This is a genomic window from Desulfosporosinus youngiae DSM 17734 (assembly GCF_000244895.1).
In the GTDB taxonomy this organism is placed as follows: Bacteria; Bacillota; Desulfitobacteriia; order Desulfitobacteriales; family Desulfitobacteriaceae; genus Desulfosporosinus; species Desulfosporosinus youngiae.
The window spans coordinates 2,694,624-2,720,508 of record NZ_CM001441.1 but is presented as its reverse complement, the minus strand read 5'-3'; the positions used below and the strand labels follow the sequence as shown (position 1 = coordinate 2,720,508).

Sequence of the window (25,885 nt, the reverse complement as noted above, 5' to 3'; positions counted from 1 at the left end):
CTCTTTTGAACGGTTATCTTCTTATCAATTTGGCAAGTAGTTAATTGTTCATGTCATCCACTCAATCCCTCTGACTTAATCAGAGGGATTGAGCGGATGACAAATGGCTGAGGCTAAAATACTTATTTCGCGGTGGAAGCGTAAGAACCATCTTTAATCGTTATATCATCGGCATGTTCTGATTCCTGATGGCCCAAAATATTGAAGTTTTCAGCTATGAACAGGTAGGCTAAACAAGCTATTGACACTAGTCCTAAGCTGACTATAACCTCGGTCAAGGCAGGGAAATAAGATCCGCCGTGTTGGTTCAGATAGCTTCCCATTCCTGTGAACAATACATCAAACCTATTCAGAATTACTCCGCTTACAGATAGTAATCCAAACCAGATCAAGCCTTTACGAGTGCTGGACAAGGAACTGAAGGCTATGATGATGGGTACTAGTACACCAAAACCCAGTTCGCATAAGAACAAAATACTGGGTAAATCAAAGGCAAAAACATTGGCAAAGGTTCCTCTTACCACTATATCTGTGATCTTTAAGATCAGATACAGGATCATGGCTCCAGCGGATATTCTGATTAACCCTCTTAAGACAGGGATTTCAACTTTATGATTGAGTGCCTTCCCAGCCAGAGTGCTTTCGATAACAATCATGCCTGCCCCGACAAAGAATGAAGATAACAGAAAGAACACCGGCAGAAATGCTGTCCACCAAAGCGGGTTCACTTTGCCTACCATTAAGTAAAACAGTTGGCCCAGCGATGATTGGTGCAGGGTTGGCAGAGTAATACCGATTATCAACATTACCGGCATTGCTTTCTTCAGGTATTTATGTGCCCCTTTAAATACTTTCTCCGTTGCCACTTCGCAGAATTCTAATACTTGAATCACTGTATAACAGGAAATGCACCAGAAAACTTCAAACAATACGCTGGCATGTCCCCATGATACATAAGGTCTCCAGAAGTTGAACCATTGCCCTACTTCAATCAATAACCCTAATACAACTACAATATAACCTAATAATGATGTCAGCATTGCACTTCTGGCGATGGGATAAAACTTATCCCGGCGAAGTACGTATACTATAAGGGCTGTTCCATATCCGCCTCCTGCCAGAGCTACCCCTAACAAAACGTCAAATGAAATCCATAGTCCCCAGGGCCACTGGTCGTTAAGGTTGGTTGTCGCACCCAAGCCTAAGACAAAACGCACCAGAATTACTGCTATAGCTGCAGCCGCTATGCCCGTAAACACCCATCTCATAGGGGTCATTCTGAACTTCCATCTCACGCTGGACATTTTATCTCCTGCTCGGCTTACGAAGGTAGTGACGAGTTCCATACATTTCCCTCCATTCTGTTATTGTTGTATTAATCCAGAGGTTCTTTGCCTTTATTATTAAATATATACAATCCGGCTAATATGGCCGCCCAGCTGACTCCTACAAATGGTGTAGCTTTCATATATCCTTCTGTGTAAGAAGGCAAGGGCTTGGTCGTTACATCCGTTCTGAATCTCATCTGCTCAAATGGCGTGTCCGAGATATAAAGCCAGGATGTTCCCCCTGCTTCTTTCTCGCCAAAGACTCTGTCTACATAACCCTTTTCTCCGATTCTCTTTTTGGCTTCTGCCAGCAATTGGTCTCTGTCTCCAAAAATTATGGCTCCTGTCGGGCACACTGAGGTACATGCCGTTTCCATGTTATTGGCGACTCTTGTGGCGCACATCTGGCATTTCCTTACTCCGGGAATAGCTTTCTTCCATTCGTATCTCAGTATGTCAAACGGGCAGGCCATCATACAGTAGCGGCAGCCTACGCACAGACTCTGATCATAGATGACCGGTCCTTCGGGAAGCTTCTGAAATGCCTTGGAGAAACAGGATGATACACAGGCAGGATCTTCACAGTGAAAACATTGAGCTTTGACATATCTCCCCACTGATGAACCGTTCTTCTGTAAGTCATAACGATTGATTGATGTCCATTCTTCAGGCCACAAGCCATTGTTGGGTTCCTTGGCTCTGTCTGCAGCAGTTTTGGTCTTTTCCTGGGGATCCCATTCCAGTTCATTCCATAATTTGCAGGCTACCGAACAGCTTTCACAACCTATACATTTGGGTATATCTACGAGTACTCCCTTTGCCATTTTTTCCACCTCCTAAACCTTAATATAATTTGTTTTCTTCGGTCTTTTTCGGAACAAACTCTTCGGCCCTGGAAATATAATGTGTATGCAGAAGTTCTTCTGCTTTTTCGCTCATGGGAGAGGTTAAGAAATCGGCATAGACTTGTTTGATTTGGGGATTATCATGACTGTTGCGCAGTTTTGCCTTAGCATCAATGGTATATAAGGATGCAGCGCGCCTGTTGCGATCCGCATCTGAAGGAGGAGACGAGGCACGGGGTTGTCCGCCGCCATATTCACAGCCTCCGGGACAAGCCATAACTTCAATGAAAGCCCAGGAAGTATTACCGGCTCTAATCTGATCCATAACCATTCTGGCATTGGCCAGACCGGAAATTACAGCAACTTTTATATCACCAACACCGGGAATATTAACTGCCGCTTCTTTAACACCCTGCATTCCTCTTACAGGCGTTAAAGCCCAAAGTGCTGAGGGCGGCTGTTGGCCGGTTATAAGATAATAGGCGGAACGAACTGCAGCTTCCATAACACCACCTGTGGTACCGAATATTGCCCCTGCCCCTGTGCCTGAACCCATCAGCTGATCATACTGGTCGTCGGGAAGAGAGGTAAAATCGATACCGGCTCTCTTGATCATTCTGGCAAGTTCTTTTGTTGTCAGAACAACATCCACATCAGGGGAAACATTACTGTCGTTTAAATCCTTTCTGGCCGAAACCATTTCAGGACGCTGACATTCAAATTTCTTGGCTGTACAAGGCATGATGGCTACTGAAAAGATTTTTTTAGGGTCTACATTATTCGTTTCGGCATAATAGGTTTTCATTAAAGTTCCTTCCATCTGTTGAGGAGACTTCGCAGTTGATAAATTAGGAATAAGATCAGGATAAAAGTATTCAACAAACTTGACCCAGCCAGGACAGCAGGATGTTAACTGTGGAATAGGCATTTTCAATTCGCCTTTAACACGCTTAACAAGTTCTGTGCCTTCTTCCATAATGGTCAGGTCAGCTGTGAAGTTGGTATCAAAAATTACGTCAAATCCTAATTTTCTTAAGGCCGCAACTTGTTTGCCCTGGACATTAGTCCCCACAGGCATGCCAAATTCTTCACCAAGGCCAATACGTGTTGCCGGTGCGGTCTGCACGACAACTGTGATATTGGGATCTGAGATAGCTTTTAATACTTTATCAATATCATCCCGTTCTGAAATCGCCCCGGAAGGACACCATTGAATACACTGTCCACAATTTACACAAACAAATTCCTTCTTAATTGGCAGTTCGTAATTTCCAAACACCGATTGAATCTTCTCACATACTTCAATGCATTGACCACAAAGAATACACTTTTGGTCATCCCGGATAATTGAGGGATTTGCCGGATCAATGGGAACTCGGCCACGAACATTGGTCGGCCAGTTGCCTGGTGCATTGTATTGGGTTGGCATCCAGCCCTTTCCACCAACAGCCTTATCGGCTGTAAGCGGTTTGCCGCAACCTGCCAAGTTTAACGAGACACCAACTAAACTCGCTGCTCCTCCGACAAACTTAAGAAAAGAACGTCTGGACAAATTCTTAACTTGTCCCGCTTTGCTTGCCATGTGTTCTACCACCTTTTTAGTAAACTCTCTTTGCAAAAATCACTATGAAATCTCAGCTGTTTCAATGGCTTTCTTTACCTTTAATTGAACCAGTGCATAAAAAATTTTAGAATTGTCTTATAAGTGAAAGTGTTCACTTATTGTTGTGAAATTTTACACTTAACAGTCACTGCTTAATTCTCTAGAGTCTGGCAAAATTTAATCGTGGAGTTACGAGTTTCCCCTCAAGGAAAAACACAATTACTCACACGAGCAGAACCAATTAAAAATGATTTGTCAAACTAATTCTGAATAAGCAATAACTTTATTGAAGCATAATGACCGGGAACCTTCGATTAATTTTTGAGTTTAAGATTTAATACTCCTTTCTTTCAAACTATTTGTTGAGTTAACTTGCAGCTCTTTTAGTTTAAATATCGGAATATCATTTGTCACGTTTATGTAAATAAAGAAAATTTTTTAATCGGTAAATAAAACATTTAGAAGGTTATGAAACTGTTAACGAATTTCAAACTTGTAATTTAAAAAGGCCCAAAGATCCTTTTATAAAGTCATAAACATCACTTTCAACTAAACGATCATTGTCTTTGAGCTGAAGGAATGTCGTTTCTGAAAATGGGCATCATCCGCTCTTCTGAAAATTATGTAAATTCTCCAAACTAGTCCCTTACTTTAACTATAACTTCTCTTTTCACCCCTGAATCTGCTGAATTTCCTGAATATCCTGTGAAAAAAGCAGCCACTGAAGTAGCTGCTAAAGTTCTGCGAAGGCGGCTTGCAAGGATTTATTTAATCATATTCATTAACTTAGTTAAAGAAATCCCCCCGACGATCTCTTCTCTGGTTTCCTTTTCTCTCATTCTAATATATGTAAAGAAATGCTTTATAAAATCGTTCCAGTATTTATCAACTCTTTTTCCGGATTCTTTATCTTGCATCTTAATTTCTAAGCTTAAATCCAGACTTTGCTTTAATTGAACCATTATTGATTTTAGTTGATCCTCTAATGCTTTGATGTCTGACATCTCGCCTTCGTCCTTTCTTCAAATTATTATAGTTCAAGAGTCGTGAAGAATTCAGAACTACTCCAAAGGTACTTAAATTGTGCAAAATGGCGGCTGTAAGCGGGGAAATGAGCTTGCCTGCCCCTAATACCAGTCCCAGAGCATTGATTCCTACAGCAAATCCGAAATTTTGCTTGACCACCTGCATAGTGTGATTGCTCAAATTAACCAGGTAGGCGACCTTTTCAGGGTTATCATTAGCCAAAACTACATCCGCTGTCTCGATTGCCACATCCGTTCCGCCTGTACCCATGGCAATTCCCACATCGGCTTTAGCCAAGGCGGGAGAATCATTAATCCCTTCCCCTACCATGATTACAACCTTGGATGTTTCTTGGAAGTTTTCCACAATCCGAACCTTTTCTTCAGGTAAGGTCTGAGTCCAGATTTGGTCTAAGCCAAGTTCCTTGCCAACTATTTGACCAGTTTCAGCACAGTCGCCGGTAATCAGACCAATAGTTTCGATACCTTCCAGCCGCAGTTTCTTTATAGCGCTATAACTTTCCTGTCTCAGCTTGTCTGAAACCCCAATGATACCCAGCAGTATCTTGCCTTGAGCTACATACAAAGCAGTCTGACCTAATATATTCAGGGTGGAAGCCATTACGTTGCCTTTTGCCATATTTACATTGTGTTCAAGCATCAACTGTTCATTGCCTACTAAAATGAGCTTATCTTTGTGCAGGCCTTTGATCCCTTGACCAATTATGACTTCCTTATCTGTGACTTCTAACAACGGTATTTCTAAAGCCGAGGCATGCTGCACAATTGCTTTTGCTAAAGGATGATTCGTATGAACTTCCACAGAAGCAGCTAATTGCAGCAATCTCTCTTCAGACACAGTATTTTGCAAAGGAATTATCTTCCGCACAGATGGCTTGCCTTCAGTAAGAGTGCCCGTTTTATCGAATAAAACCACCTCCGCCTTACCGACTTTCTCCAGGTGGCACCCGCCTTTGATCAAAATGCCCTTTTTAGCCGAATTCCCCATAGCGGCGCTGATGGCAGTAGGAGTAGCCAAACCTGCGGCACAGGGACAGGCCACTATCAACATCGTCATACTTCTTTTGAAATCTTTGGTTAACAGATACACTAAAGCAGCCAGCCCAAAAGACAAAGGAACTATTCTATCGGCATAACGATCCGCCAGGTTCTCAATGGGGGCCCGTACTTCACTGGCTTTTTCTACTAAATCGATAATCCGGGCTACAGATGTATCCTCCCCCACTTTTTCAGCTCTAATCCGCAATTCGCCCTGTTCCACAATTGAACCGGCAAAGACCTTATCCCCCGCCTTTTTAGGGATTGGCATCGATTCCCCGGTAATGATAGCTTGACTGACGGCAGCCTGACCACTAATTACTTCCCCATCAACAGGGATTTTTTCTCCCAGATGACTGCCTATTATATCTCCCTTTTCCAATGATTCAATAGGTACTGAAATTAAAGTGCCATCCACTTCCAGCCAGGCAATTTCTTCCTTACCTTGGAGCATATCCTTAATAGCCTTGCGTGATTTTTCCAGGGTTAACGTCTGGAACAAGGTGCTCAAATTTACCAGCCACACCACTACCAAACCAGTTACACTCTCTTTTAAAAGCAGGGAAACAATGGTAGCGGCGCTGATGAGAAAATCATTGTTCAGCTTCTTTTTATTCATTAGACTTTCCAGTCCGCTGCGTAAAATTGGATAACCTGTAACTATGGTTGTTGCTGCTGCAAGACCTTGTACCTTGGAAGAGGCGGACATGAAGGATTTGCCCCACAATAGCCTCTTTAATACCAGACAAGCCAAAAATACTCCTGTTCCCACAACCTGAATAAATTGCGTCTTTATAGCCAGATCTTCCGGTTCAGAGATAGATTTCAGGTTACTTGTTCCCTGACAAGGGGTTTCTTTGCGCCTCCCCCTGTCAGGCATTAATTTGCCGGCTATCTTAGCGACAACTTGATTGATGTCATCAATTAGTTGATTGGTTGGTATTTCCTGCGCATCAAAAATAATTAAGGCCCTCCCAGTGAGGGAGTTAGCCTTAAATATTGATATGTGCCGGTTAAATTTTATCGTATTTTCCAATAAGCCGGTGAATTGAGGATTATTCTTTAGTCCCCTTATCTTTACTCTCACCCTGCCAGGCAAGGAATGAACAATTTCTACTTTCCACCGATCCACATTTTCTTCCCCTTTCCGTTTAAGGGATTTGTGTTGCATTCATGGTTTAATCTTTATAGGCTGTTTTTTGACTATCTTGTTTCAAATCCTTTAGAACGCATTTGGCAGCCCTAACATTATCCTGTATGCCATCAATGAATAACAAGCCAACTTTTGCCCCCATAACAGCTACAGGTCTTAGCTGCCTGCGCCACAGCCATAGTGCTGAAGTTAAGCCTACGCCAGACCAAAAACTTTTTAATAGCACCAATTTTCCCTCCTCACATTTTAGTTATGTTTATTATCCCTAATTAAGAGGGATCTATAACTAAAACATTCTTCGGAAAAATTAATCGCTTAAATTATTGGTTGTCAAAAGGAGGCTGCTTCATGGCGCCTTCATGTTCCATATTAGCCCATTTTCCGTCTGCAAAAATATCTTCAATATCTTCCCGGGCTTCATACACTACCCCTTTAAGTTCATCGACAATGCTGGTAACTCCATGCACTGCCTGAACAGCCAGCGGTTTCAAAGCCTTTGCTATTGGCGGAGCCAGGAGCATGGCAATTGTTGCCACTCCAACCCCTCTGAAGAAATTATTAGTCGTCGGACTTCTCATGATGCTGCTCAGATATTCCGGATCAAACCAGCCCCGTCCCCTTGAAGGACCATAATGATGATAATCATAGTGATCGTTATGGCAGTAATCATTATGGTGGTAACCATGATGATAGTAACCAGGACCGGGATAACCGCGATGGTAGTAACCGGGACCGGGATAACCGCGATGATAGTAACCATGGCCATGGTAGCCCAGATGACGATAATCGTTATCATCATAATCATGATAACGGTTATGGCGATAGTCCTGATGTCCCTCATGATAACGCTCATGGTAAGAATAATACGGATAATTGCGTCTTACACCGCCATACCCTCTGGCATTTCCATAGTCTCCGGGATAAACGTGATCGTCCATAGGATATCGTCTGGAACTATATCCTCTTGGTTCAGCTTGATAGTTGTCTTGAGGGGCACTCATTCTTGGGCGGTAACCGGGACGCTGAAAGCCTTCCTGAGGGTTTCCTCTAAAAGGCGGGGCCATTATTGGCCCATTATCTTCCCGATACGCTGGATCATACCCATATTCATCTTCAGTATCCTGATTAGGAATCTTTTCATTCGACACCAATTATTTCCTCCTTGTTTTTTAAGCTTTTTTTAGTATGTCCATGCACTCCTTATTTATACAAACAAATATTAGTATCTGTATTACTCCCCTATTCCCGCTCAATTATTGGAATTATTATTCTGCCCCTTTCGGACCCAGCCGCATGGAGGAACCTGGGCAGCGGTTCCTCCATGGGTTCTTCGGATAGTTTAAAGGTTCCCCAGTGCATTGGGATAATCCGGGCAGCCCCGATTTCTTTGGCTATTTGCCAGGCCTGTTCCGGGGAACAGTGGTCTTTCTGCAAAGATGTGGGTAAGTAATTAGCGATACCAACGATCAATATATCCACGGGTATGCCGCGTAGTTGCTCTCTAATAATAGGTGTATACCCCGTATCCCCGGCAAAAAAGATATTGACTCCTCCATAGGAAATCAAATAACTGTTAGCCGTCATATCTGTAAGCCAGGGTAATCTTGCAGCCCGGTGTCTTCCCTGAATAGCCTTTATTGTGATTCCATCAATATTCAGGGCTTCCCCCCACCAGATCTCTCTGACATCTTGATACACTAAACCGTCCCATAAGAAACAGGTATTTTTGGCTGTTATCGCAGTTGTATTTATAGATTGCAGTTTCCTTAGGGTTGGATAGTCAAAATGGTCTACATGCCCATGGGACATTAACAGTAAATCGACAGGGCCTAGCTCATTGACAGTTAATGCAGGCGCTAAGTAACGTTTAGGACCGATATTTAAATTTCCGGGCAGTGTAACTCCGAGCCTGGATTCTAAAACCGGATCAATTAATATGACTTTTCCAAAAAAGTTAATTAAAATAGAAGCATGGCCAAGCCAAGATACGGTCACACCATTTATTGAGCAGGTATAAGGCCGGGGTTTTTTGGGCAACTCAAACTTTTTTCTTGAAATAATTCGATTTAAGAGCATTAAACCTAAACAGATTGAGCTTAGAGTAAGCAGGCTATTGTCTCGAAACACTCCTTTAGTGTTTATAATTCTCTTATTCCCTGCTTTGAGTGGGGGTTTATCATAAACAACGTTGTTCTGTGCTGTTGGTTTCATGAGTTCGTTCATTTCCTTCTTCTTTTATCTTTTAAAACCATCTATTTCCATTTAGGCTTTTAGCTTGCCCGGTAAATCCTTTTTTAAACAAAAAAAATTCTGATTTTTCAACCAGAATTTGGATTGTGCTATTAAATTCCTACTCTAAAACTTATGCTGTTTTAATTAATTCAATATTTATACTACCGGAATGTTGCTGGAAGAATATTTGACTGATAATTTTTTGGGTTAACAGGTTCGATAGTTCAGTTTTATGTTGTTTTAATGCACCTTTAAGCCTCTTGGTCAATTTAACCTTAATACCATCCCGTATCTCTCTGGGACTAAGCCCTATAGATGCTAATATGGCTTCACCCGGCTTATATTTTGAAGTATATTTGCAAAATCCCAAGGGCAGGATTGTCTTGCAAGTGTTCTTCCAAGCTAAATCTACTAGCTTTACTATGACCTGATTTAGTTTTAAAGTCCTAATTTCTTCCCTTACACCATCTACTGCTTCAGGTTCAATAAGCAAAGAATCCGTGGCATTCATGAATGAGAAATTATTAGCAAATTGGGTTATTCCTGCTTGTCGTTTAACTTGTCTCTCTATTCTTTCAATTAGAGTATTCACTTCTTCCGGCGAATAACATTTCTCAAAAAAATCATTTAATATACCAGCCTTAATTTCGTCTGTACGAATCCTCTCTATAAAAAGCTCTACCATTTTTTCTTTGTTTGAATAGAAATAATCTAGTTCTTCTGTTATAATCTCAATACTCTCTTTTGCCAAACAATTAAGAATTTCTTGATTTTCTATATCTGTCTTAGTAGAGTGAACCTGAATATTCATTGTGTCCATTATTAACTCACCCTCCTAGATTAATCGTCGGTAAATCTATGTAGTTGGGTAATAGATAATGATTATCATTTACATTAACTATATACTATGTTCTAATCCTTGTCAATAATCTTCTCTCGATTATTGTCGTAATGACAAAGTAATCGTCAAAACAAATAAAGGTGTACCCACTGATACCCCCCAAAAATTTATACTCCCTGATATATTTTAAGAAGAACCGGGGCTGCGCCTCGGTTCTTCTTATCTTTAACATCTTATATTTGTAATCATAAACTTGAGTCCCTTGTCATACTCTGGGACCCGGAACACGTCAAACGCATGAAAACACTTAATCTGATAAAGCTTGTAACGAGAATTTTAAAAACTACATTTGCATGAATTGTTCGATATATTTGACTGGATCAGAACAAAAAGCAAACCGTTTACCCTTTAACGAAGCTCTCATTCCTATGTCTAATCGTTTCAAAAGAGGCAGGCACATTTTGCGTAAGATGTTTAGGTTTAATGCCGCGTTTTTATCCAACGTCGTGTTACTGTCTTCTCGAAAGGTCACATCCAACTGCCAATGCATACTTTCAATCGCCCAATGTCCTCTCACGGCTTTCGCCATCGACTCCACATCCAGCGGCAAACTACTGATATAATATCTCTTCTCTTTCTTGATTTGACCTTTCTTTTCAATGGTTTTGACGACCATTCCTATACTTTTTAGACCTTTCCATTTCTGTCGATCCGGCAGCCACGATAGATCATCACTCTGATAATATTGGCGTTTCTCTAGTTGACTTCGTGCTTTTTCTATCGTTTGGGTATAGGCTGCTTTTGTTTGGAATTCTTCATCTTCAAAATACAAGACTACGTCTTTGTATAGATTCCCTTGATTCTCTTTGAGGGCTAACACATAATCTCCCTTTTGCTTAATGATTTGTTCGGCAATTTTAGTTTGTGTACCCATCGCGTCTAGAGTGATAATGGATCCCTTGATCGTTAAGGTCTTAAGGAGTTCTGGAATGGCTACGATTTCATTCTCTTTCTCATGGACGACGGTTTGACCAAAACAGACTCCATCTTCTTTGCACCAAGCTGAGACGACATGCAGAGGACGCTTTTCATTCACCGCACTGCCACGCATCGTTTTTCCGTCGATATTGATGAGCTTCTTAAGGGCTTCTCCTTCTTCTTGGCTTAGCATTTGGTTGAAAGCCGTTTGTATCTGCCTCATAACTTCCGGATGAATAAGCGCCATGACACGCTGGAGGGTATCATGCGAAGGAATACCATGGGGAAGGTCCAGATACTTCCTCAAAAGGGTCTGTTTAGAAACAGCAAAGATTTGGATTTCCTCCCAGGTATCCGCATTGGCTAACATTCCGATCAACACAATGACTACGATATCAATCAGTTTGTGCTTAGTTTTATAGGCTTGCCTTGGGTCATTGATTCGTTCGATTTCTGCAAAGAGCTCTTTCATCATAAACCCCCCTCTTCTCTTGGGGAAAGTTTACCATATCTTTCGCTCTTTTAGCTATTTCTCATGCGTTTGACGTGGGACCCGGAACGTTACATCTTGACATCTCGATATTCCCATGCTTGCCGGCATACATATGCGAATTGAACTTTATCCGTACCTAAATGCATTGGCATTTTTCTAGCACAATATAAGAGCAGGAGATATTATCAGGCATAATCACGATAAATTCAATTCAAAGGTCTGTTCAATTAAATCCTTGCCCCATGCCTGATTTTCATGCGCAGCTACTTTTTTGAATCCAGCTTTTACGTACATTTTTATAGCTGTTTTTTGGTCTTCCGTGGTCACCAAAAATATAGTTTTATATCCCTTCTCTCTACAGTATTGTATGGCTTCATTCAATAGCCTGCTGCCAAGACCTATTCCTCGAAATTCCGGATGAAGTATAAACCATCTAAGCTGAGCTTTTTCCGCCGAATGTCCGACGATTGCAATAGCTCCTATCATCTCTCCATCAACTTCAGCAAACCAAAACCTATCCTTATGCGGACTATAGCTTTCAAAGAAGTCATAGAAAGTCTTACAAACATAGCCTTCAAAAACATGGTTAAACCCGCATTCCTGAGCATATATCCAACCATGCAGATGAATTAGCTGACCCACATCTCCAGGTTTCAACTCGCAACGCAAGTTGATCGTCTCGTTTCCAAAAACAGAATCTCTTGACAGAGCACTTTCAATTGCTTGGATTCCTTTGACAAGCCTTTTTTGGTTTTGCTCCTGTAATTGGACAATCATCTGATAGATTTGTTGATTGGATCGGTCATCCAGCCTTGAAAGCGTTTCTTTTCCAACATCAGTAAGGTAAAAATAATACAACCGGCCATCCTCACTGGACTTCACCCTATACGTTAAATTGTGCTTCTCGAAGCGTTTTATGATCCTGCTTAGATAGCCTGAGTCAATTCTTAGTTCCTCAATTAATTTTTTAGAAGTACAATTCTCCATATGCCCGATTTCGTACAGTACACGAGCTTCCGACAACGAGAATTCACTGCCCGGCATATGATGATCTAAAAGTCCAAGTATGTTCGTGTAAAATCGGTTAAATTTTCGAATGCTGTGCACCAATGGTGTATATATCGAATTCAATGGTTGCCTCCTCAATAATTATTTCACTATAAAATAACATATTTATCTGACTTAGCCAACTATTATTAGATGCTTTAGTCAACTAATTTTTGGCGATAGGGCATATCTGGTCCTTCGAGTTCTCGTCTCGCCTTCCGGGTCTTAGCCTTTCGGGGTTTAACTTTAAAAGCCCTTAGCACAAAAGCGCCCGGACTGATCAAAATCAATCCGGACGCTTTTGGTTTTTAGGATTACCTCATTCTAGAGGCTATAATATTTAGAAATACCTATCTGCTATCAAAAAGATCTTTCCCCTCACAGACATCCACCATCTCTCCTCGCTGCATAACCGTCAGACGTTCGCTCATAAAGTGAACGGCACTAAGATCATGAGAAATGAAAAGATAGGACAGGCACAACTCTTCCTGGAGGTCTTTCAGCAGATTAAGCACTTTAGCCTGAATGGATACGTCCAGACTGGCCGTTGGTTCGTCTAAAACAATCAGGGAAGGCTCCACACTGATTGCCCGGGCGATAGCAACCCGCTGCTTTTGACCGCCACTCAGCTCACTGGGATAGCGGTCCAGGTAACTTGCGGGCAAGTGAACCCGTTCCAGCAAGCTGCTTGCGATTTTCCACTCACTCATGCCTGGGCTGCCGAGAAAGCTGGGACAACCTTTATTCTGGCAGCGAATGGGTTCCAAAAGGGAATCCATAATCGTCAGTTTACTGTTAAATGAACCTGACGGATTTTGAAAAACCGCCTGCATTTCCCGGCGAGCCTGATAAAGCTGAGCAGAGGTCAACTTATGAAGCGGGCGGCCGTTCAACCAGATCTCCCCTTCATCCATCCGTTCCAAGGCCAGCAGACAACGGGCCAGCGTGCTTTTGCCGCTGCCGCTTTCTCCAACCAGCCCCAGGCATTCCCCCCGCCGAATGCAGAATGAAATCCCTTTGACCGCCTGATAACCCCCGGGATAGGTTTTCCAGACATTTTTCAGCCGCAGCACTTCCGGCTGCTCTAAATTAGAAATCTGAAGCAGCTGCATAGAGAACACCTTCTTCCAAGAATTCCTCACTAGAATAGGAAGACGCCGGGGAACATTGCACACCCTTTTTCATTTCATTGAAATAAGTAAAGCCCTTCAAAAAGAAGGGCTGAATTGACAAATCCCTTCACCCATCCATCGTGAGTAAAGCATAAGCAATCAGGTCTTCTGGCTCGGGGTCTTCATTTACTGCCTCCTTCCCAAGTTCCCTCAGTGAATGTGGCAGAAACTCTCCCTTACAGTGGCGGGACCGCGTCGGATTTTCACCGAACTTCCCCTGTCTTTCTCCGCTAGAGAAAAATCACTTGCTCATTTATTAAATTACCGAATTAAACTTAACACAAAACGACAACTTGGTCAAGCATAATGGCTGCTCCAAACTTTTTGTTCAAGGCAACTGCCTGCGAACGGCTTCTTTATCCCTGCTGCACTCTAAGCGGCCGATTTCGTCACCATGATCTAATATCACAACCGAAGGGACTTTTTCTATACCATATTTCTTAGCAAGATTCTTCTTAGTGGCTATATCCAGTTTGACAATCCTGTAACCCTCGGCTTGAGCGGCCTGCAGTTCACCATTGACTTCTTCTAATAAAGTACAAAATTCCAGACTTTCGTTGATTAAGGCATTAAAGAAGAGGATTAGAACCTTTTGCTGACTCTGAAGAACGCTCCTATTAAAGGCCTCCAGTTCTTCAATGTAGCGCTCGGCCGCAACGGCGGCCGCAGCCCCGTCCCCGGCTGCCGAAACCACTTGTCTCAAGTATTTGACCCGATTATCCCCGGCCGCATAAACCCCTTCAAGATTGGTTTCCATCATCACGCCGACGGGGATATATCCCCTCTTGTCCATCCCGACACCACTCTCTTTAAGATATTGAGTGGAGGGAACCATGCCGACAAAGAAGAAGACGCCCTGGCAGGCTAATTCTGAAGAACACCCTGTTTTTATATTTTTAATTTTTACTCCCTCAACACTCTCATCTCCCAAAACCTCTTCCACCGTGGAGTTCCAGACAAACTCCATTTTTTCATTTTGAAAGGCGCGTTCGGCACTGATTTTATTGCAATCCAGAATCCCTTCATCATGGAGTACGATGACCGTTACTTTTTGGGCAAACTTGGTGATATACATACCTTCCTCAATGGCTTGATCCCCGCTGCCAATGACGACCACGTCCTCCCCTTTAAAGAACTCCGCGTCACAGGTAGCGCAATAGGCCACCCCACTGCCTCGGAGTCTTTTTTCCCCGGGGATATTCAGGAGCCTCGGCTCACTGCCGCCGGCAATGATCACAGCCTTAGCAGCAAATTCCTTACCCTTTTTGGTTTTAATTATTTTAGTTTCTTGAGAAAAATCGGTACTCACAACTTCATCTCTTAAAAACTCCACACCAAAGCCTTCGGCATGTTTCTTAAAGTCAAGCATGAGATCAGAACCGCTGATTTGCGAATAACCGGGATAATTAACAATTTCACGGGTCGTATTCACTAAGCCGCCAACGGTCCCTTTGTTGATAACCAAAGTTTTAAGCTTAGCCCTCCCCCCATAAATCGCGGCGGACAACCCGGCGGGTCCGCCGCCAATAATCAGTAAATCATACCTACCAGCCATTTCCTCACTCCACCTCATGATTCTGAATTCAGCACGTCAGTGATTCTTTCCTCGACATCCTCTTCCTCAACGGCACCGGCTAACTTGCCTTGGTATTCACCATTCTTGAAGAAGAGAATTTGCGGAACCCCTTTTAACGAAAACCGTTGATATAGAGCCTTCTCTTCCTCAACATCGACATAATAAAAACCAAACCGACCTTCAAATTGCGGTTTTAAGTCTTCTAAGATAGGTACGACTCCCTGACAGACATGACAGCTTTTTCTGGAAAAGATAACCAAGCAGGACTCACCCTTATCATAAATAAGCTCTTCGAACTGCTCAGCATTTAATAGCGGTAAGGACATTTTCTTCACTCCTTTGTTAACCCTTATTTCTAGAGTGCCACGGATAAATGAGTGTCATATCGTTTATTGTCAATATTTAAATAGAGCTTAAAGTCGCCCGTCAACCCTTCTCGGCTTACATAAAATTGAAAATCATTATCGCTTTGCTCCTCAAAGGAAACACAAGCTGCGGTAACATCATGAACCACTGTGGGCACTGAATAGAACTTCGTTTCCTCTTCACCCTTCAATTCCAGGAAAACTTCAGATCCTTCCTTAAAGCTTGCTCGAAGAGCCAGACGATCTTCCTCAAGAATTAAGGATAGCTTGTGTTTTGCCGGCAGTTCTTCTCCAGCGTCTTTGAATTTAACCTTCAAACCAAATTCCGGCGTTACTCCAAATCCACCGAGGAATTCTCCTTTACCCAGGGTAAAATTGGTCGTTTCATCATAGAGGGCAAGCCTTCTGGCCCGGTAATAATTACCGCCCACAACCTTCAATTCATATTTTACGTCATCATTTTCAACCTCAACAGTGATGGATTCTAAGGTCAGATGAATATGCTCATCCTTATATTTGTTTAAGAGCATTGCGCCTAAACCATCGGTATGTTTTCCCCTATAGGTAGCAATCCCGCCGGAGTGAATCATATAGTGTCCTTCATTGTAGTAATCGACATTGCAAATATAAGGGGAATAGAATTCGGCGCCTCTTTCCTTGCCATACTGCCAAACCTGTTCGATTTCCATTTTAGCAGTGTCGATTCGATAAATAACCCCTCGGGAAAAGTTGTCTTCGGGTGAAACTCTGGCGGCCTCGTTTTTCGAGCGATAGGTTCCGTTATCGAAAACGAAAACATCACCATTGGGCAGAATTCTCGCCGCATGTTGTTCATACTGCCAGTCGAAATCACCTTTGGTTACATTTTTGAAGAAATATTGCTGCCACTCTTCCCCCCAGCCTTCCGGGTCGCCGATGATCCAGTTAAGCTTGGCCGTATCATAATCGAAGTTAATGATGGCATCTTTGTGTCTGCCGGACATAGTAATCGAATTCGTGGCTTTGTCATACCAGACAGAGTTATTGTGGAACCAATCATGGTGGTTCCAATCCCCTGCATTCCCTTTTTCCCTGGGCAAAATATTCAGAAGATCCCAGGATTTAACGACTTCCCCCGTTTTTCGGTCAATTTCGACCACATAGTCTTCAACGGATTCATTAAAATCATTATCGGAGGCAGCTAAAATATTGCCGTTCTCTAACTCAATGGCATCATGGTGATAGCCGCCCGGCAGCCGGAACTCTTTATAGATTTTACCGCAGAAGTCCATTTCCATAAGTCCAACGGTATAGTAAGGTTTTTGCATGGTCCGGTAGGCTGTGTACAGAAGTCTTCCGTTAGCCAGCTTTTTAATATCCCAGCTCTGTTTATTGGTGATAATCCATCTTAAATCCCCTGCATAATCAAAACCCGCCGTTCTGGCGGATTCCACTAACGGTGTCGTCGTGGAGACAACCATAAGGTCTTTGCCGAAATACTCCGGTGTGGTATGGCAATAATGAGCTTTATTGACGTCCAGTTCTTCGGTTTTTATTGTAACCACTGAGGTTTTTCCATTGCCCAGGGTTATAACCACCGTGTTTTCGTAATTGTCATATAATCCGTAAATCGGTAATACATGTTCTTGCGCTGAGGCAAAAGTATGGGTCAAATCACCTTCGGCAGTTTTTCCTTTGACTGTTATTTGGGCTGAAGTTTCCTCATCGGTCTTAAAACAAATAACTGCGGCCAGGGGATTAATTAAATAGGGATTTTCGACAACCAAAGGCTGTTCCAAAGTATAGCCTCCGGACCTAAGCTCAGCTAAAAACGTTGCTTCTGACTCAGATTGCAGGGTAATCAAATGTTTTTCGGTTTCTAAATAGCTCCTCAAAACGTTCACTCCTTATAAACAGATTTATTTCAGAGGTATTCCTCCTTGTTCTTTCCAGTACATTATATAGTTCTATATAGTACAATATAAAACATGACTTCATTGTTCTTTATCACAAGGATTAGTTGTTAGCGGAACAGAAAAGCGTCCTTCTCCCATTTTATCCTGAGAGAAGAACGCTTCTTATTGCCTGTACCCACTTTGAAGTTTGAGAATAAAGACGATAATCTTCTGCCTTGTACACCTGCCGGAACCAAGTTAGAATAACTAAGATACTATCGAATAGGAAGTGACAGGGATGCGTATCAACGATTTAAAACTCCTGATTGAATTGTCCAAGTCTCGGTCGATTACGCTGTCGGCTGAGAAAATGCATATTTCTCAGCAAGGTCTGAGCCAAATAATTACACGGATGGAGCAAGAGCTTAATGTTACATTATTTCATCGCAGCCGGCAGGGAACAACCATAACAGAGGCCGGCCAAAAGACCATCCGCAAAGCAAAGGAGATCGTTGAAACCTATGAGGAACTTAAGGCCGAGCTGGAACTGCTTGCTCAGCAGCAAACCTCACCGGTCAGCGGAGATCTGACCCTTTTTCATTCCCATAATTCCGGTACGGCAGTTTTACCCAGAGCTTTGAAACTATTTAAGTCAAACTATCCGAAGGTTAATTTGTCTTTGAAAGAGAGCTCGCCTTCAGAAACCATTGCCGCTATTAAGAAAGATCCTGCAGTGGCAGGTCTCATAAATTTTCCTGAAGCTTATTATCAAGATCCTCAAAACCGGGTTTTGTATACCTATCCTGAGTTAGCCTATAAAGAGCTTTTGCGCGATGATCTGATCCTCTGTATTCCAAAAACCTGGGCACTGAGCAAACAGCAGACGGCTTCTGCCCAGGAAATGGTCAAGCTGCCTATGGTCTATTTCGCAACAAAGCAATACAGTGAGATTGTCTCTCTCATTTTTCAGGAGGTCCATCAATCACCTAAGGTATTTTTAAAAACCCTTAATAATGAGTTATTCCGTCAGACAATCATTGACGGTCTGGCTATGGGGCTTATTTCTGCGCTTGAACTGAGTGATCACCGGCTTTTAAAAGAATGCACCGTTCAGTCCCCTCTGCGCTTAAAGCTTGTCTATACCTGGGTAAGTTCGGCTCACAGCCCTATGTCAATTGCTGCCCAAAAGTTTTTAAACTCTCTGGAACTCTCCTGCCAGACAACGGGCGAGTAACCACATTCTGTTGTGACCAAGGACAATAAGCTTCTGTTTTATGGTGCTATTTGGATTATGTATAATACGATTGAGAGAACAAGTACAAGCAGAAAATACAACACAAAAGAAAGGAGATTGTTTCACTAAACCTAAGCAAAGACTAGCTGAGTCTTTGGTCCTTCACCTTGAGAAATATATCACAAAATACAGGAGGGTGTATATGGCAGCTGAAGTGCAGAGGAAATCTAATCTTCCTAATGAACCAATCCCGAGCAATTATTTTGATGACCTGGAAGTTACATCGACCCATAAGTTGTTATTTTTCATCATTATGTTAGCCTACTTCTTTGAACAGATGGATAATTGGAATTTTGGTTTCATTGCTCCCGCATTGATGAAAAGCTGGGGCATTACTTTGGCAGAGGTAGGAAAAATAAACTTTGCCTATTTTGTAGCTATGACCCTCGGCGGCTTAACGGGCGGTATTATTTCGGACTTTATCGGACGGCGAAAAACCTTTTTAGGTGCAATCCTTCTCTTCTCGTTCGGCTCAATAGCGAACGGCTTCGCTAACACGGTCGAAGTTTTTACCATAACCAGGGCCTTAACGGGTTTCGGAATCTTTTGTATGATGGTCACTTCCCAAGTCTATATTGCAGAGATGTCTCCTGCGGCTACCCGGGGCAAGTGGCAAAGCTTAACGGCTTCCGTCGGCTTTATGGCCGCCCCTTTGGTAGGGCTTTTATGCCGGGTCGTTATTCCCTTAAGTCCGGAAGCCTGGCGCTACATTTTCTTCTTGGGCGGAGTCGGACTTATTGGGTTCATATTGGGTCTCAAATACTTAAAAGAATCCCCTCGCTGGTTAGTGGCTCAAGGTAAAAAAGAGGCAGCTGAAAAGATCATCGAAGAATTAGCCAACGTAAAGGTTGATTTAAGTCAGGCTTCTTCTAAAGTTGAACCTCGTGTCAAAACTATGGATGTTCTGATCGGCATTTTGTCACCGAAATATATAAAACGGACGTTGATCATCCTGCTCTTTGTTATCCTGACGGTTCCCGCCGGGTTTGTTATTACTAACTGGACACCGACCCTTCTCAACCAAAGAGGGTTAAGCGTTAATGATGCTTTGACAGCATCCTCCCTGCTGATGTTTGGTGTTCCCGCCGGATGTTATCTCTCGTCTCTGATTGCTGACAAAGGCGGCCGAAAAATTCCAATGGCAGCAATGGCTCTGTCTGTGGCATTCTTATCTGTGATTTTTGGAAAGCTGCAAGGCTTTGGTCCTATCGTACTTTGCGGATTCCTGATGATCGCAACTAATATGGCTTTAAATTTCATCACCTTCAGCTATATTGCTGAGAATTATCCGACAAAAATGCGGAATACCTCAACGGGAATTCACAATGCCTCAGGACGTTTAGCGACTTCAGTGCTGCAATTGTATATTCCCGTGGTTTTTGCTCAATATCAATTCGCCGGTGTTTACAATATGGTCGCGATACTGGTTTGCCTCCCCATAGCAGTCTTATTATTATGGGGCCTAAAGACCGGCGGCAGATCCCTTGAAGAAATTTCGTAAGCTTGCTCACGACAACCGCTAAAAACATGAGTTTTTGGCGGTTTCGCTGTTTCCTGACGTTATTATATCAAGATAATAAAACTTCTTCTAATACGATTTCAGATACTTCGCTATTGATAAAACTAATATTAAAATTGACAAAGGACAGTCTATCCCCTAAGTTTTTTAGTCAATCCCTTCAGAAAATTTCTAGCGTATTTATCCCCGCACTCTTTATAATTCTTATGGCCTCTCTTTCTTAACAGAGCACTTAATTCCCCTTTCGTGACAATAACCCCTGTTTCTTTGAAGATATCCATCATATCTTCACTAGTCAGGGTCAGGGCAATTTTCAACTTCTTAAGCAAAGTATTATTAGGATTTTCATTGTTCTCTAGTGCCGGTGTCTCAGGCTGCCCCGGTTTTGGATCTTGCTTTCCTCGTTTAAAGATTATTAACCCATTTAAAAAGGTCTCCAGCATACTGTTCTTGCATTTAATGGTTTCTTCCTTTGCTTCTCTTTCCTGATGATCCACAACCTCATTATTATAACCATAAGTGTCCTTTGGTTTTATGAGCAGTTTTCTCACCATATCTTCAGTTAGTTCAACGCCGCCAAGTTTAAATATCTCTGCCACTTCTTTATCCCTTAAATTCAGAGCATATCTTAATCGAATTAAGATATCATTATTATCCATTTTAATAAATCCTCCTAAACTCTTCTTAACTGTCTTCCATTATAACATGACTATTTCCTGTGGCAGAGCCGGCGATACTTAAACAGATTTCAACAATTCAGCGTCTGCTTCGTAAGCAGAGCAGAGAAGCTTTTGCCAATTTCAGGTCTCTCTGCAATATTAAACCCTATACTTCGGGCCAAATTCAGACAATCATTAAACTCTTTTTCCTTAACATGTCCTTTTGGTTCAGCAATTAGGAGCTTCCCGCCCGATTTTAATGCTTTATGTAGTTCTATTAAAAGCCTATCCTTATCCGGAACCTCATGAACCATGGCAAAGGCTAAGGCAAAATCTATTTTCCCGGCAACATCATCAAGGTTCAGTGAGTTATTTGAGCAAAGCCTTGTTTCCAGGTTATTTGTCAAATTAGCTTTCCTGGCTCTCCTGTTCAGAGCCGTTAACATCCTCTCTTGGAGATCAATTGCCAAAACACTTCCCTTATCCCCCACCAGTTTCGCCATTGGCAAACTGAAGTATCCCATTCCGCATCCTATGTCTAAGACGAACATCCCCTTATTAACGTGATTTTTTAGTATCTTCTCAGGACTATGAATCATACTCCTTATCGGATTCAGCAGCAGAAAATAACCTAACCACCATGGGCAAACACTGTTACTCATATCTAAGCCCTCCTCACATATTTAGGCCTTTTTTCTCAGTATAATTTTCTGATCCGTAAATAATTAACCAACCGTCCGGTTAATACGCCTTATCGATTTTCCCCTTGAAAGTAAGACTATGGGGAGATTTAAGCTAAGCTTATAAAACCTGATGCTTTAAAAATTTGACGCTAAATGGGTTTTTCGAAATGACTCTAAAAAATACTCCATGGCCTTATCCGAATCACATTTAAAGTAGTCGCACCATTTCTCATTAAAAACAACAAAAGCAATGATTGGGACAAAACCGGTGAAAAATTCATAAACTAAATCCCTTTGACGGTCCGAAGAATTCTCCTCAATTTCACCGGATTCACTTTTAAAGCCCTTCAATTCATGTTTGAAAACACGTTCAGCGCATTTGAAGAAATAATTATCTTTCTCATCTCCTTTTAAGGCTTCCATCATCATAACTGAGATAATTCGTTTTCGTTTACTTAAAAAGTTAAGTTCCTCTTCAATACGATCCAGATGACTGACCTCTATGCCGCTATCAGAGTGAGCAGCAAAGGCACGTTTTAAATAGTGCTCCGCTTCTCTCAAGATCCGTTCAAACATGGAATTAATAAGGTCATTTTTATCTTTAAAATGGTAATAGATCATGGCTTTGTTAACGTCTGCTTTTTCCGCGATCAGATTGACACTTGTACCATCAAAACCCCTTTCTGCGAATAGTTCTTCCGCTGCCTGAAGGATCTTTTCAACGGTGCTTAAACTTTCCTTTGAAGACATCTTTATCCCGCCTTTTAACTAACCGTTCGGTTAGTTTTATTGTATTTTCTCTGGCCTCACTTGTCAAGAGACTGTTCCCATTCCTCAATAATTCGGCCACCACATAGTTTCACAAATAATGGAAATGATAGACTAAAACAAAACTGAATCTACGGAATTCAAGGAGGTTTTAATAAATGCCTTTTTGCTTTATGCATCTCATAAAATTGGCAATATTTCTTCTCGCACTTGTCATACTTGTTCCAAGAAAGGAAATCCGTCGTCTTACAATATATGGAATGATATTCGGCAGTACCTATGATGTCATAGGACTTACAATTGGTCATCTAACCAATGTTTTCAGGTGGATTAACTTTGCTCCCTTTGGCTATGAATATTTGCCAATTGACTCACCCGTATCCTGGTGTGCATTCTACATTATATACTTCTATCTTCTACCTAAGCATAAGCCCTTTGTTTATATATTTCCTGCATCAGGGATAGTTATGAGCATGATTTATTCAAGAGTATTAGTCAACTTAGGGATGTTCATTGAGCCTAATTTTTTGCTAAGAGTGGCAAATTTCACATTATGGTTCACTTTGGCAACCTGGGGTTACCTAAAATTAAACGACTATATTGAAAAGAAACATAAAAATGTTCATCAAAAAGTTATAGGCTCAAGCTGAAAGATCATTCTCGGCGTCTTAATGTTTGCCGTCAATCTTGCAGGCCACGGCTTGATCATCCATAGCATGGGAAACAATATCCGGATACTGTTTTTCATGCCGTTTCAACCAAATATTAGCATAGGAACAGGTAGCCGCAGCTTTATATCCTTCTTTCCTAAAATACTCAGCCACTACAGTCATCATTTTACCGGCTATCCCCTGACCTCTTAAAGCAGGGTTAACATAGGTATGATCTATATTCACATCGCCATTTTCTCTGCGAATAAACGTGGTCTCACACATCAATTCCCCTTTATCATCCGTGCCGTAAATCCGTCCTTTTTCATAGTTCCAATTCATGTTGCTCCTCCTATTATCGCAAACTAGTTATTATCATCACTCTTAGATTGTATGATTCTCTATTAGATTTAGCAACTCTCACTTTTCCGGGATATCTGCAAATCCCAATTAAAATGTATCCCAAAGTACCTTTCTGACAAGCTCCAGATAATCACCATCATAAGAAAAATCCTTTTTGGCAATCAATATGGCCATACCGTGCACCAAACCCCAGCAGGACAAGGCCAAGGCATTTAGGTCAACACTCTCCCCTTCCCGGTTTTGGATCTCCGATTGGCAGCGTTCGATGGCCTGATAAAACGTATGGAAAGGCTGCTCGCCATTGATCAAAGTTTCGTGATTCATCTTTTTAAGATTATCAGCAAAGTCACTTAGAAAAAACAACCGCAAATACTCCGGATTTTCTACAAAGAACTTAACATAGGCATAACCCATTTCCTTAAGCTGGCTTTTATTGTCCTGGGGATATTTATTAACGGCTTCCTCCAGGCATTGGTTGAATTTATGGTGGGCTTCGATAGCAATCGCCAGGATCAGATCGTCTTTACTATCAAAATGCCTATAGGGTGCGGTGTGGCTTACACCGCAGGCTTTCGCCACCTTGCGCAAGGAAACGTTTTCATACCCTTCTTCATCTAAAAGCTTTAAACCCTTTTTAATCAATTCGGCCTTTAAATTTTCATGATGGTAATTTTCGTTTGACATTCGACTATACTTCCTCTCAACAAAACATAACTATAGTATACCACAAAATAATAAAATGTTTACATCGTAAACATTGCGTGCTATTATTATGTTGACACTGTAAACAATTTGATAGGAAGTGAATTAAATGAAAGCCTTGGTGATTTCGGATCAGGAGTATCTGACCAATACCTATCAAGAGCTCAATGATTTCACAGGCAAGTTCTTCAAACAAAAGGGATATGAGATAGAGATGATGGAGCTAAAAGCGGATAAGGTGACCTTTTGCATGGGCTGCTTTGCCTGCTGGATCAAAAAGCCCGGGGAATGTGTTATCAACGACGAAATGGCCCAAATCAACGGAAAGATAATGAACAGCGACCTGGTTATTTATCTCAGTCCAATCATCTTCGGGCAGTTCAGCCCAACCATCAAAAATGTTATTGACAGAGGTTTGCCAAATATGCTGCCGTTTTTCGAAAAAAGACCGGACGGCTCTACAATGCACCCTCCTCGCTATGACACCTATCCCAGTCAGATTATCATCGGTTACGGAGATGAGATTTCCAAGGAGGATAAACAGCTTTTCATTGATATCACCAAAAAACACCGCAGAAGTATTGAAGTCCTGATCTATCAGGAACCATTCGAGAACACAATACGGGCCTTAAATAGCCTTGAACTTGGAAGGGTAGGTGGACTGCTGTGAAAGATGTGGTTTTAGTCAGCGCCAGCCCTAAGCTAAACGAACGGTCAACCTCCAAGGAATTCCTGGAAATGGCGGGAAGCCGGATCAATTCTGATTTGTTTAGCAAAACATTCATCGACGTCAGAAAAAGCTTCTTAACTCATAGCTTGGCAGAGGATTTTGCAGCCCTTGCCCGGGCCGACGTCATAATTATTTCATTTCCTCTTTACTATTTTTGTTTGCCGGGTATGTTAACCCGCTTTTTAGTTGATTATCAAACTTATTGCACTGCCCGCGGGAAGCTTAATAAACAGGTCAAAGTATATGCTATTGTTAATTGCGGGTTTCCCGAACCGGAAATAAACCTGGAGGCTGTCCGGGTTATCCAAAGCTTTAGCCGGCATCTAAACGCCGAGTTCCGCTTCGGCGTGCTCATCGGCGGCGGTTCCATGATGGTTGCCGCCAAAGAAGCACCTTTTATGAAAAAGGCTGTTCAAAAACTCAACTCTGCTTTTGCCTCTATGGCAGCCGATATTCAAGCTGAGAATTCTACAATGATGGAGTCTATTTATATTGAAGCTAAGTATCCATTTTCCAGGCCCCTCTACTATTTCATGGGCGGCAGGGGCTGGATTACCATGGCACGCAAAAATGGGCTGAAAAAAAAGGAGCTTTACAGAAAACCCTATCGGATGAATGAATAAAGGCAGTTACACGATAAAGGAAATCACTATTGCGGACAACACACAAGGTAAGCCAAATACGAATAATTTGGCTGACCTGCCTGATCGTCCGGAAAAATCCTTAGAATCAGTATAATTGCCTCTGACTCTATCACCGCTCACATAGGCCCCTGTCATAAAACCAGATATTATAATAGGAATAAATCCAATAATCAGTAATGTATAGATGATTTTGTCCGTGTCCTGTGAAAAGAAAGAAATAACCAAACCAATAACTCCAATGACTAAGCCTGTTAAAAATGAACGCATAAACCTTCACTCCCC

The 25,885-nt window shown here is 42.0% G+C and carries 25 protein-coding genes and 1 riboswitch; of the genes, 5 read left to right on the top strand and 20 right to left on the bottom strand.

Translation table 11 applies throughout. The features are described from left to right. Positions 1-122 precede the first annotated feature (122 nt). From nrfD to DESYODRAFT_RS12475, 14 genes are all read right to left on the bottom strand, one after another. Positions 123-1,346, bottom strand: coding sequence for an NrfD/PsrC family molybdoenzyme membrane anchor subunit (nrfD, locus tag DESYODRAFT_RS12545; RefSeq protein WP_007783554.1), 1,224 nt, complete (start codon positions 1,344-1,346; stop codon positions 123-125). A 29-nt stretch (positions 1,347-1,375) separates the two neighbouring features. After that, entirely contained in the window at positions 1,376-2,152 is a 777-nt protein-coding gene (locus tag DESYODRAFT_RS12540) for a 4Fe-4S dicluster domain-containing protein (protein WP_007783550.1), read from the bottom strand. 19 nt (positions 2,153-2,171) lie between these two features. After that, positions 2,172-3,755 (bottom strand): [FeFe] hydrogenase, group A, encoded by a 1,584-nt coding sequence (locus tag DESYODRAFT_RS12535; protein WP_007783548.1) that lies wholly within the window; start codon positions 3,753-3,755, stop codon positions 2,172-2,174. Between the two features lie 939 nt (positions 3,756-4,694). Next, positions 4,695-6,992, bottom strand: coding sequence for a heavy metal translocating P-type ATPase (locus tag DESYODRAFT_RS12525; protein WP_242833638.1), 2,298 nt, complete (start codon positions 6,990-6,992; stop codon positions 4,695-4,697). Between the two features lie 46 nt (positions 6,993-7,038). After that, positions 7,039-7,239: a hypothetical protein gene (locus DESYODRAFT_RS12520; RefSeq protein ID WP_007783544.1), complete on the bottom strand. Its 201-nt coding sequence runs from the start codon at positions 7,237-7,239 to the stop codon at positions 7,039-7,041. 94 nt (positions 7,240-7,333) lie between these two features. Next, positions 7,334-8,161 (bottom strand): hypothetical protein, encoded by an 828-nt coding sequence (locus DESYODRAFT_RS12515; RefSeq protein WP_007783542.1) that lies wholly within the window; start codon positions 8,159-8,161, stop codon positions 7,334-7,336. Between the two features lie 91 nt (positions 8,162-8,252). Next, on the bottom strand, positions 8,253-9,236 hold the full coding sequence (locus tag DESYODRAFT_RS12510; RefSeq protein ID WP_157137177.1) for an MBL fold metallo-hydrolase: 984 nt from the start codon (positions 9,234-9,236) through the stop codon (positions 8,253-8,255). A gap of 139 nt (positions 9,237-9,375) precedes the next feature. Beyond that, entirely contained in the window at positions 9,376-10,065 is a 690-nt protein-coding gene (locus DESYODRAFT_RS12505) for a hypothetical protein (RefSeq protein WP_007783536.1), read from the bottom strand. Between the two features lie 364 nt (positions 10,066-10,429). Beyond that, entirely contained in the window at positions 10,430-11,539 is a 1,110-nt protein-coding gene (locus tag DESYODRAFT_RS12500) for an ISAs1 family transposase (RefSeq protein ID WP_157137176.1), read from the bottom strand. Between the two features lie 213 nt (positions 11,540-11,752). Beyond that, positions 11,753-12,688, bottom strand: coding sequence for a bifunctional helix-turn-helix transcriptional regulator/GNAT family N-acetyltransferase (locus tag DESYODRAFT_RS12495; RefSeq protein ID WP_007783533.1), 936 nt, complete (start codon positions 12,686-12,688; stop codon positions 11,753-11,755). A 266-nt stretch (positions 12,689-12,954) separates the two neighbouring features. Further along, on the bottom strand, positions 12,955-13,716 hold the full coding sequence (locus DESYODRAFT_RS12490) for an ABC transporter ATP-binding protein (RefSeq protein WP_007783532.1): 762 nt from the start codon (positions 13,714-13,716) through the stop codon (positions 12,955-12,957). A 141-nt stretch (positions 13,717-13,857) separates the two neighbouring features. Beyond that, positions 13,858-14,036, bottom strand: a riboswitch (cobalamin riboswitch). A 68-nt stretch (positions 14,037-14,104) separates the two neighbouring features. Further along, positions 14,105-15,331: a thioredoxin-disulfide reductase gene (gene trxB, locus DESYODRAFT_RS12485; protein WP_007783531.1), complete on the bottom strand. Its 1,227-nt coding sequence runs from the start codon at positions 15,329-15,331 to the stop codon at positions 14,105-14,107. Positions 15,332-15,345: 14 nt separating this feature from the next. Next, positions 15,346-15,678, bottom strand: a complete 333-nt coding sequence (locus tag DESYODRAFT_RS12480) for a thioredoxin family protein (protein ID WP_007783530.1) — start codon at positions 15,676-15,678, stop codon at positions 15,346-15,348. A 29-nt stretch (positions 15,679-15,707) separates the two neighbouring features. Then, a complete protein-coding gene (locus DESYODRAFT_RS12475; protein WP_007783527.1) occupies positions 15,708-17,591 on the bottom strand; it encodes an aryl-sulfate sulfotransferase in 1,884 nt (627 codons plus the stop codon). 298 nt (positions 17,592-17,889) lie between these two features. Between DESYODRAFT_RS12475 and DESYODRAFT_RS12470 the strand changes: the two genes are divergently transcribed. Both DESYODRAFT_RS12470 and DESYODRAFT_RS12465 read left to right on the top strand, forming a co-directional pair. Continuing rightward, positions 17,890-18,825 (top strand): LysR family transcriptional regulator, encoded by a 936-nt coding sequence (locus DESYODRAFT_RS12470; RefSeq protein WP_007783524.1) that lies wholly within the window; start codon positions 17,890-17,892, stop codon positions 18,823-18,825. Positions 18,826-19,027: 202 nt separating this feature from the next. Then, a complete protein-coding gene (locus DESYODRAFT_RS12465) occupies positions 19,028-20,386 on the top strand; it encodes an MFS transporter (protein ID WP_007783522.1) in 1,359 nt (452 codons plus the stop codon). Positions 20,387-20,535: 149 nt separating this feature from the next. Here DESYODRAFT_RS12465 and DESYODRAFT_RS12460 read toward each other — a convergent pair whose 3' ends face one another. From DESYODRAFT_RS12460 to DESYODRAFT_RS26645, 3 genes are all read right to left on the bottom strand, one after another. Further along, positions 20,536-21,063, bottom strand: coding sequence for a YehS family protein (locus tag DESYODRAFT_RS12460; RefSeq protein WP_007783519.1), 528 nt, complete (start codon positions 21,061-21,063; stop codon positions 20,536-20,538). An 89-nt stretch (positions 21,064-21,152) separates the two neighbouring features. After that, on the bottom strand, positions 21,153-21,725 hold the full coding sequence (locus tag DESYODRAFT_RS12455; protein ID WP_007783516.1) for a class I SAM-dependent methyltransferase: 573 nt from the start codon (positions 21,723-21,725) through the stop codon (positions 21,153-21,155). Positions 21,726-21,881: 156 nt separating this feature from the next. Continuing rightward, positions 21,882-22,496: a TetR/AcrR family transcriptional regulator gene (locus tag DESYODRAFT_RS26645; protein WP_007783513.1), complete on the bottom strand. Its 615-nt coding sequence runs from the start codon at positions 22,494-22,496 to the stop codon at positions 21,882-21,884. Positions 22,497-22,672: 176 nt separating this feature from the next. Here DESYODRAFT_RS26645 and DESYODRAFT_RS12445 point away from each other — a divergent pair, with 176 nt between their 5' ends. Beyond that, positions 22,673-23,164: a hypothetical protein gene (locus tag DESYODRAFT_RS12445; protein ID WP_007783512.1), complete on the top strand. Its 492-nt coding sequence runs from the start codon at positions 22,673-22,675 to the stop codon at positions 23,162-23,164. A gap of 18 nt (positions 23,165-23,182) precedes the next feature. On the opposite strand, the gene DESYODRAFT_RS12440 is transcribed toward DESYODRAFT_RS12445, so the two are convergent. Further along, positions 23,183-23,506 carry a GNAT family N-acetyltransferase gene (locus tag DESYODRAFT_RS12440; RefSeq protein WP_007783503.1) on the bottom strand — a complete coding sequence of 108 codons (324 nt, stop codon included), beginning with the start codon at positions 23,504-23,506 and terminating at the stop codon, positions 23,183-23,185. A gap of 108 nt (positions 23,507-23,614) precedes the next feature. Further along, complete coding sequence (locus DESYODRAFT_RS12435) at positions 23,615-24,211, bottom strand: TetR/AcrR family transcriptional regulator (protein WP_007783500.1); 597 nt, start codon at positions 24,209-24,211, stop codon at positions 23,615-23,617. A gap of 127 nt (positions 24,212-24,338) precedes the next feature. Between DESYODRAFT_RS12435 and DESYODRAFT_RS12430 the strand changes: the two genes are divergently transcribed. Next, positions 24,339-24,899 (top strand): flavodoxin family protein, encoded by a 561-nt coding sequence (locus DESYODRAFT_RS12430; RefSeq protein ID WP_007783497.1) that lies wholly within the window; start codon positions 24,339-24,341, stop codon positions 24,897-24,899. Then, positions 24,896-25,582: an NADPH-dependent FMN reductase family protein gene (locus tag DESYODRAFT_RS12425; protein ID WP_007783495.1), complete on the top strand. Its 687-nt coding sequence runs from the start codon at positions 24,896-24,898 to the stop codon at positions 25,580-25,582. Before DESYODRAFT_RS12430 ends, DESYODRAFT_RS12425 begins: the two co-directional genes overlap by 4 nt. 6 nt (positions 25,583-25,588) lie before the next feature. Here DESYODRAFT_RS12425 and DESYODRAFT_RS12420 read toward each other — a convergent pair whose 3' ends face one another. Next, complete coding sequence (locus DESYODRAFT_RS12420) at positions 25,589-25,870, bottom strand: DUF5316 family protein (protein ID WP_007783493.1); 282 nt, start codon at positions 25,868-25,870, stop codon at positions 25,589-25,591. Positions 25,871-25,885 lie beyond the last annotated feature (15 nt).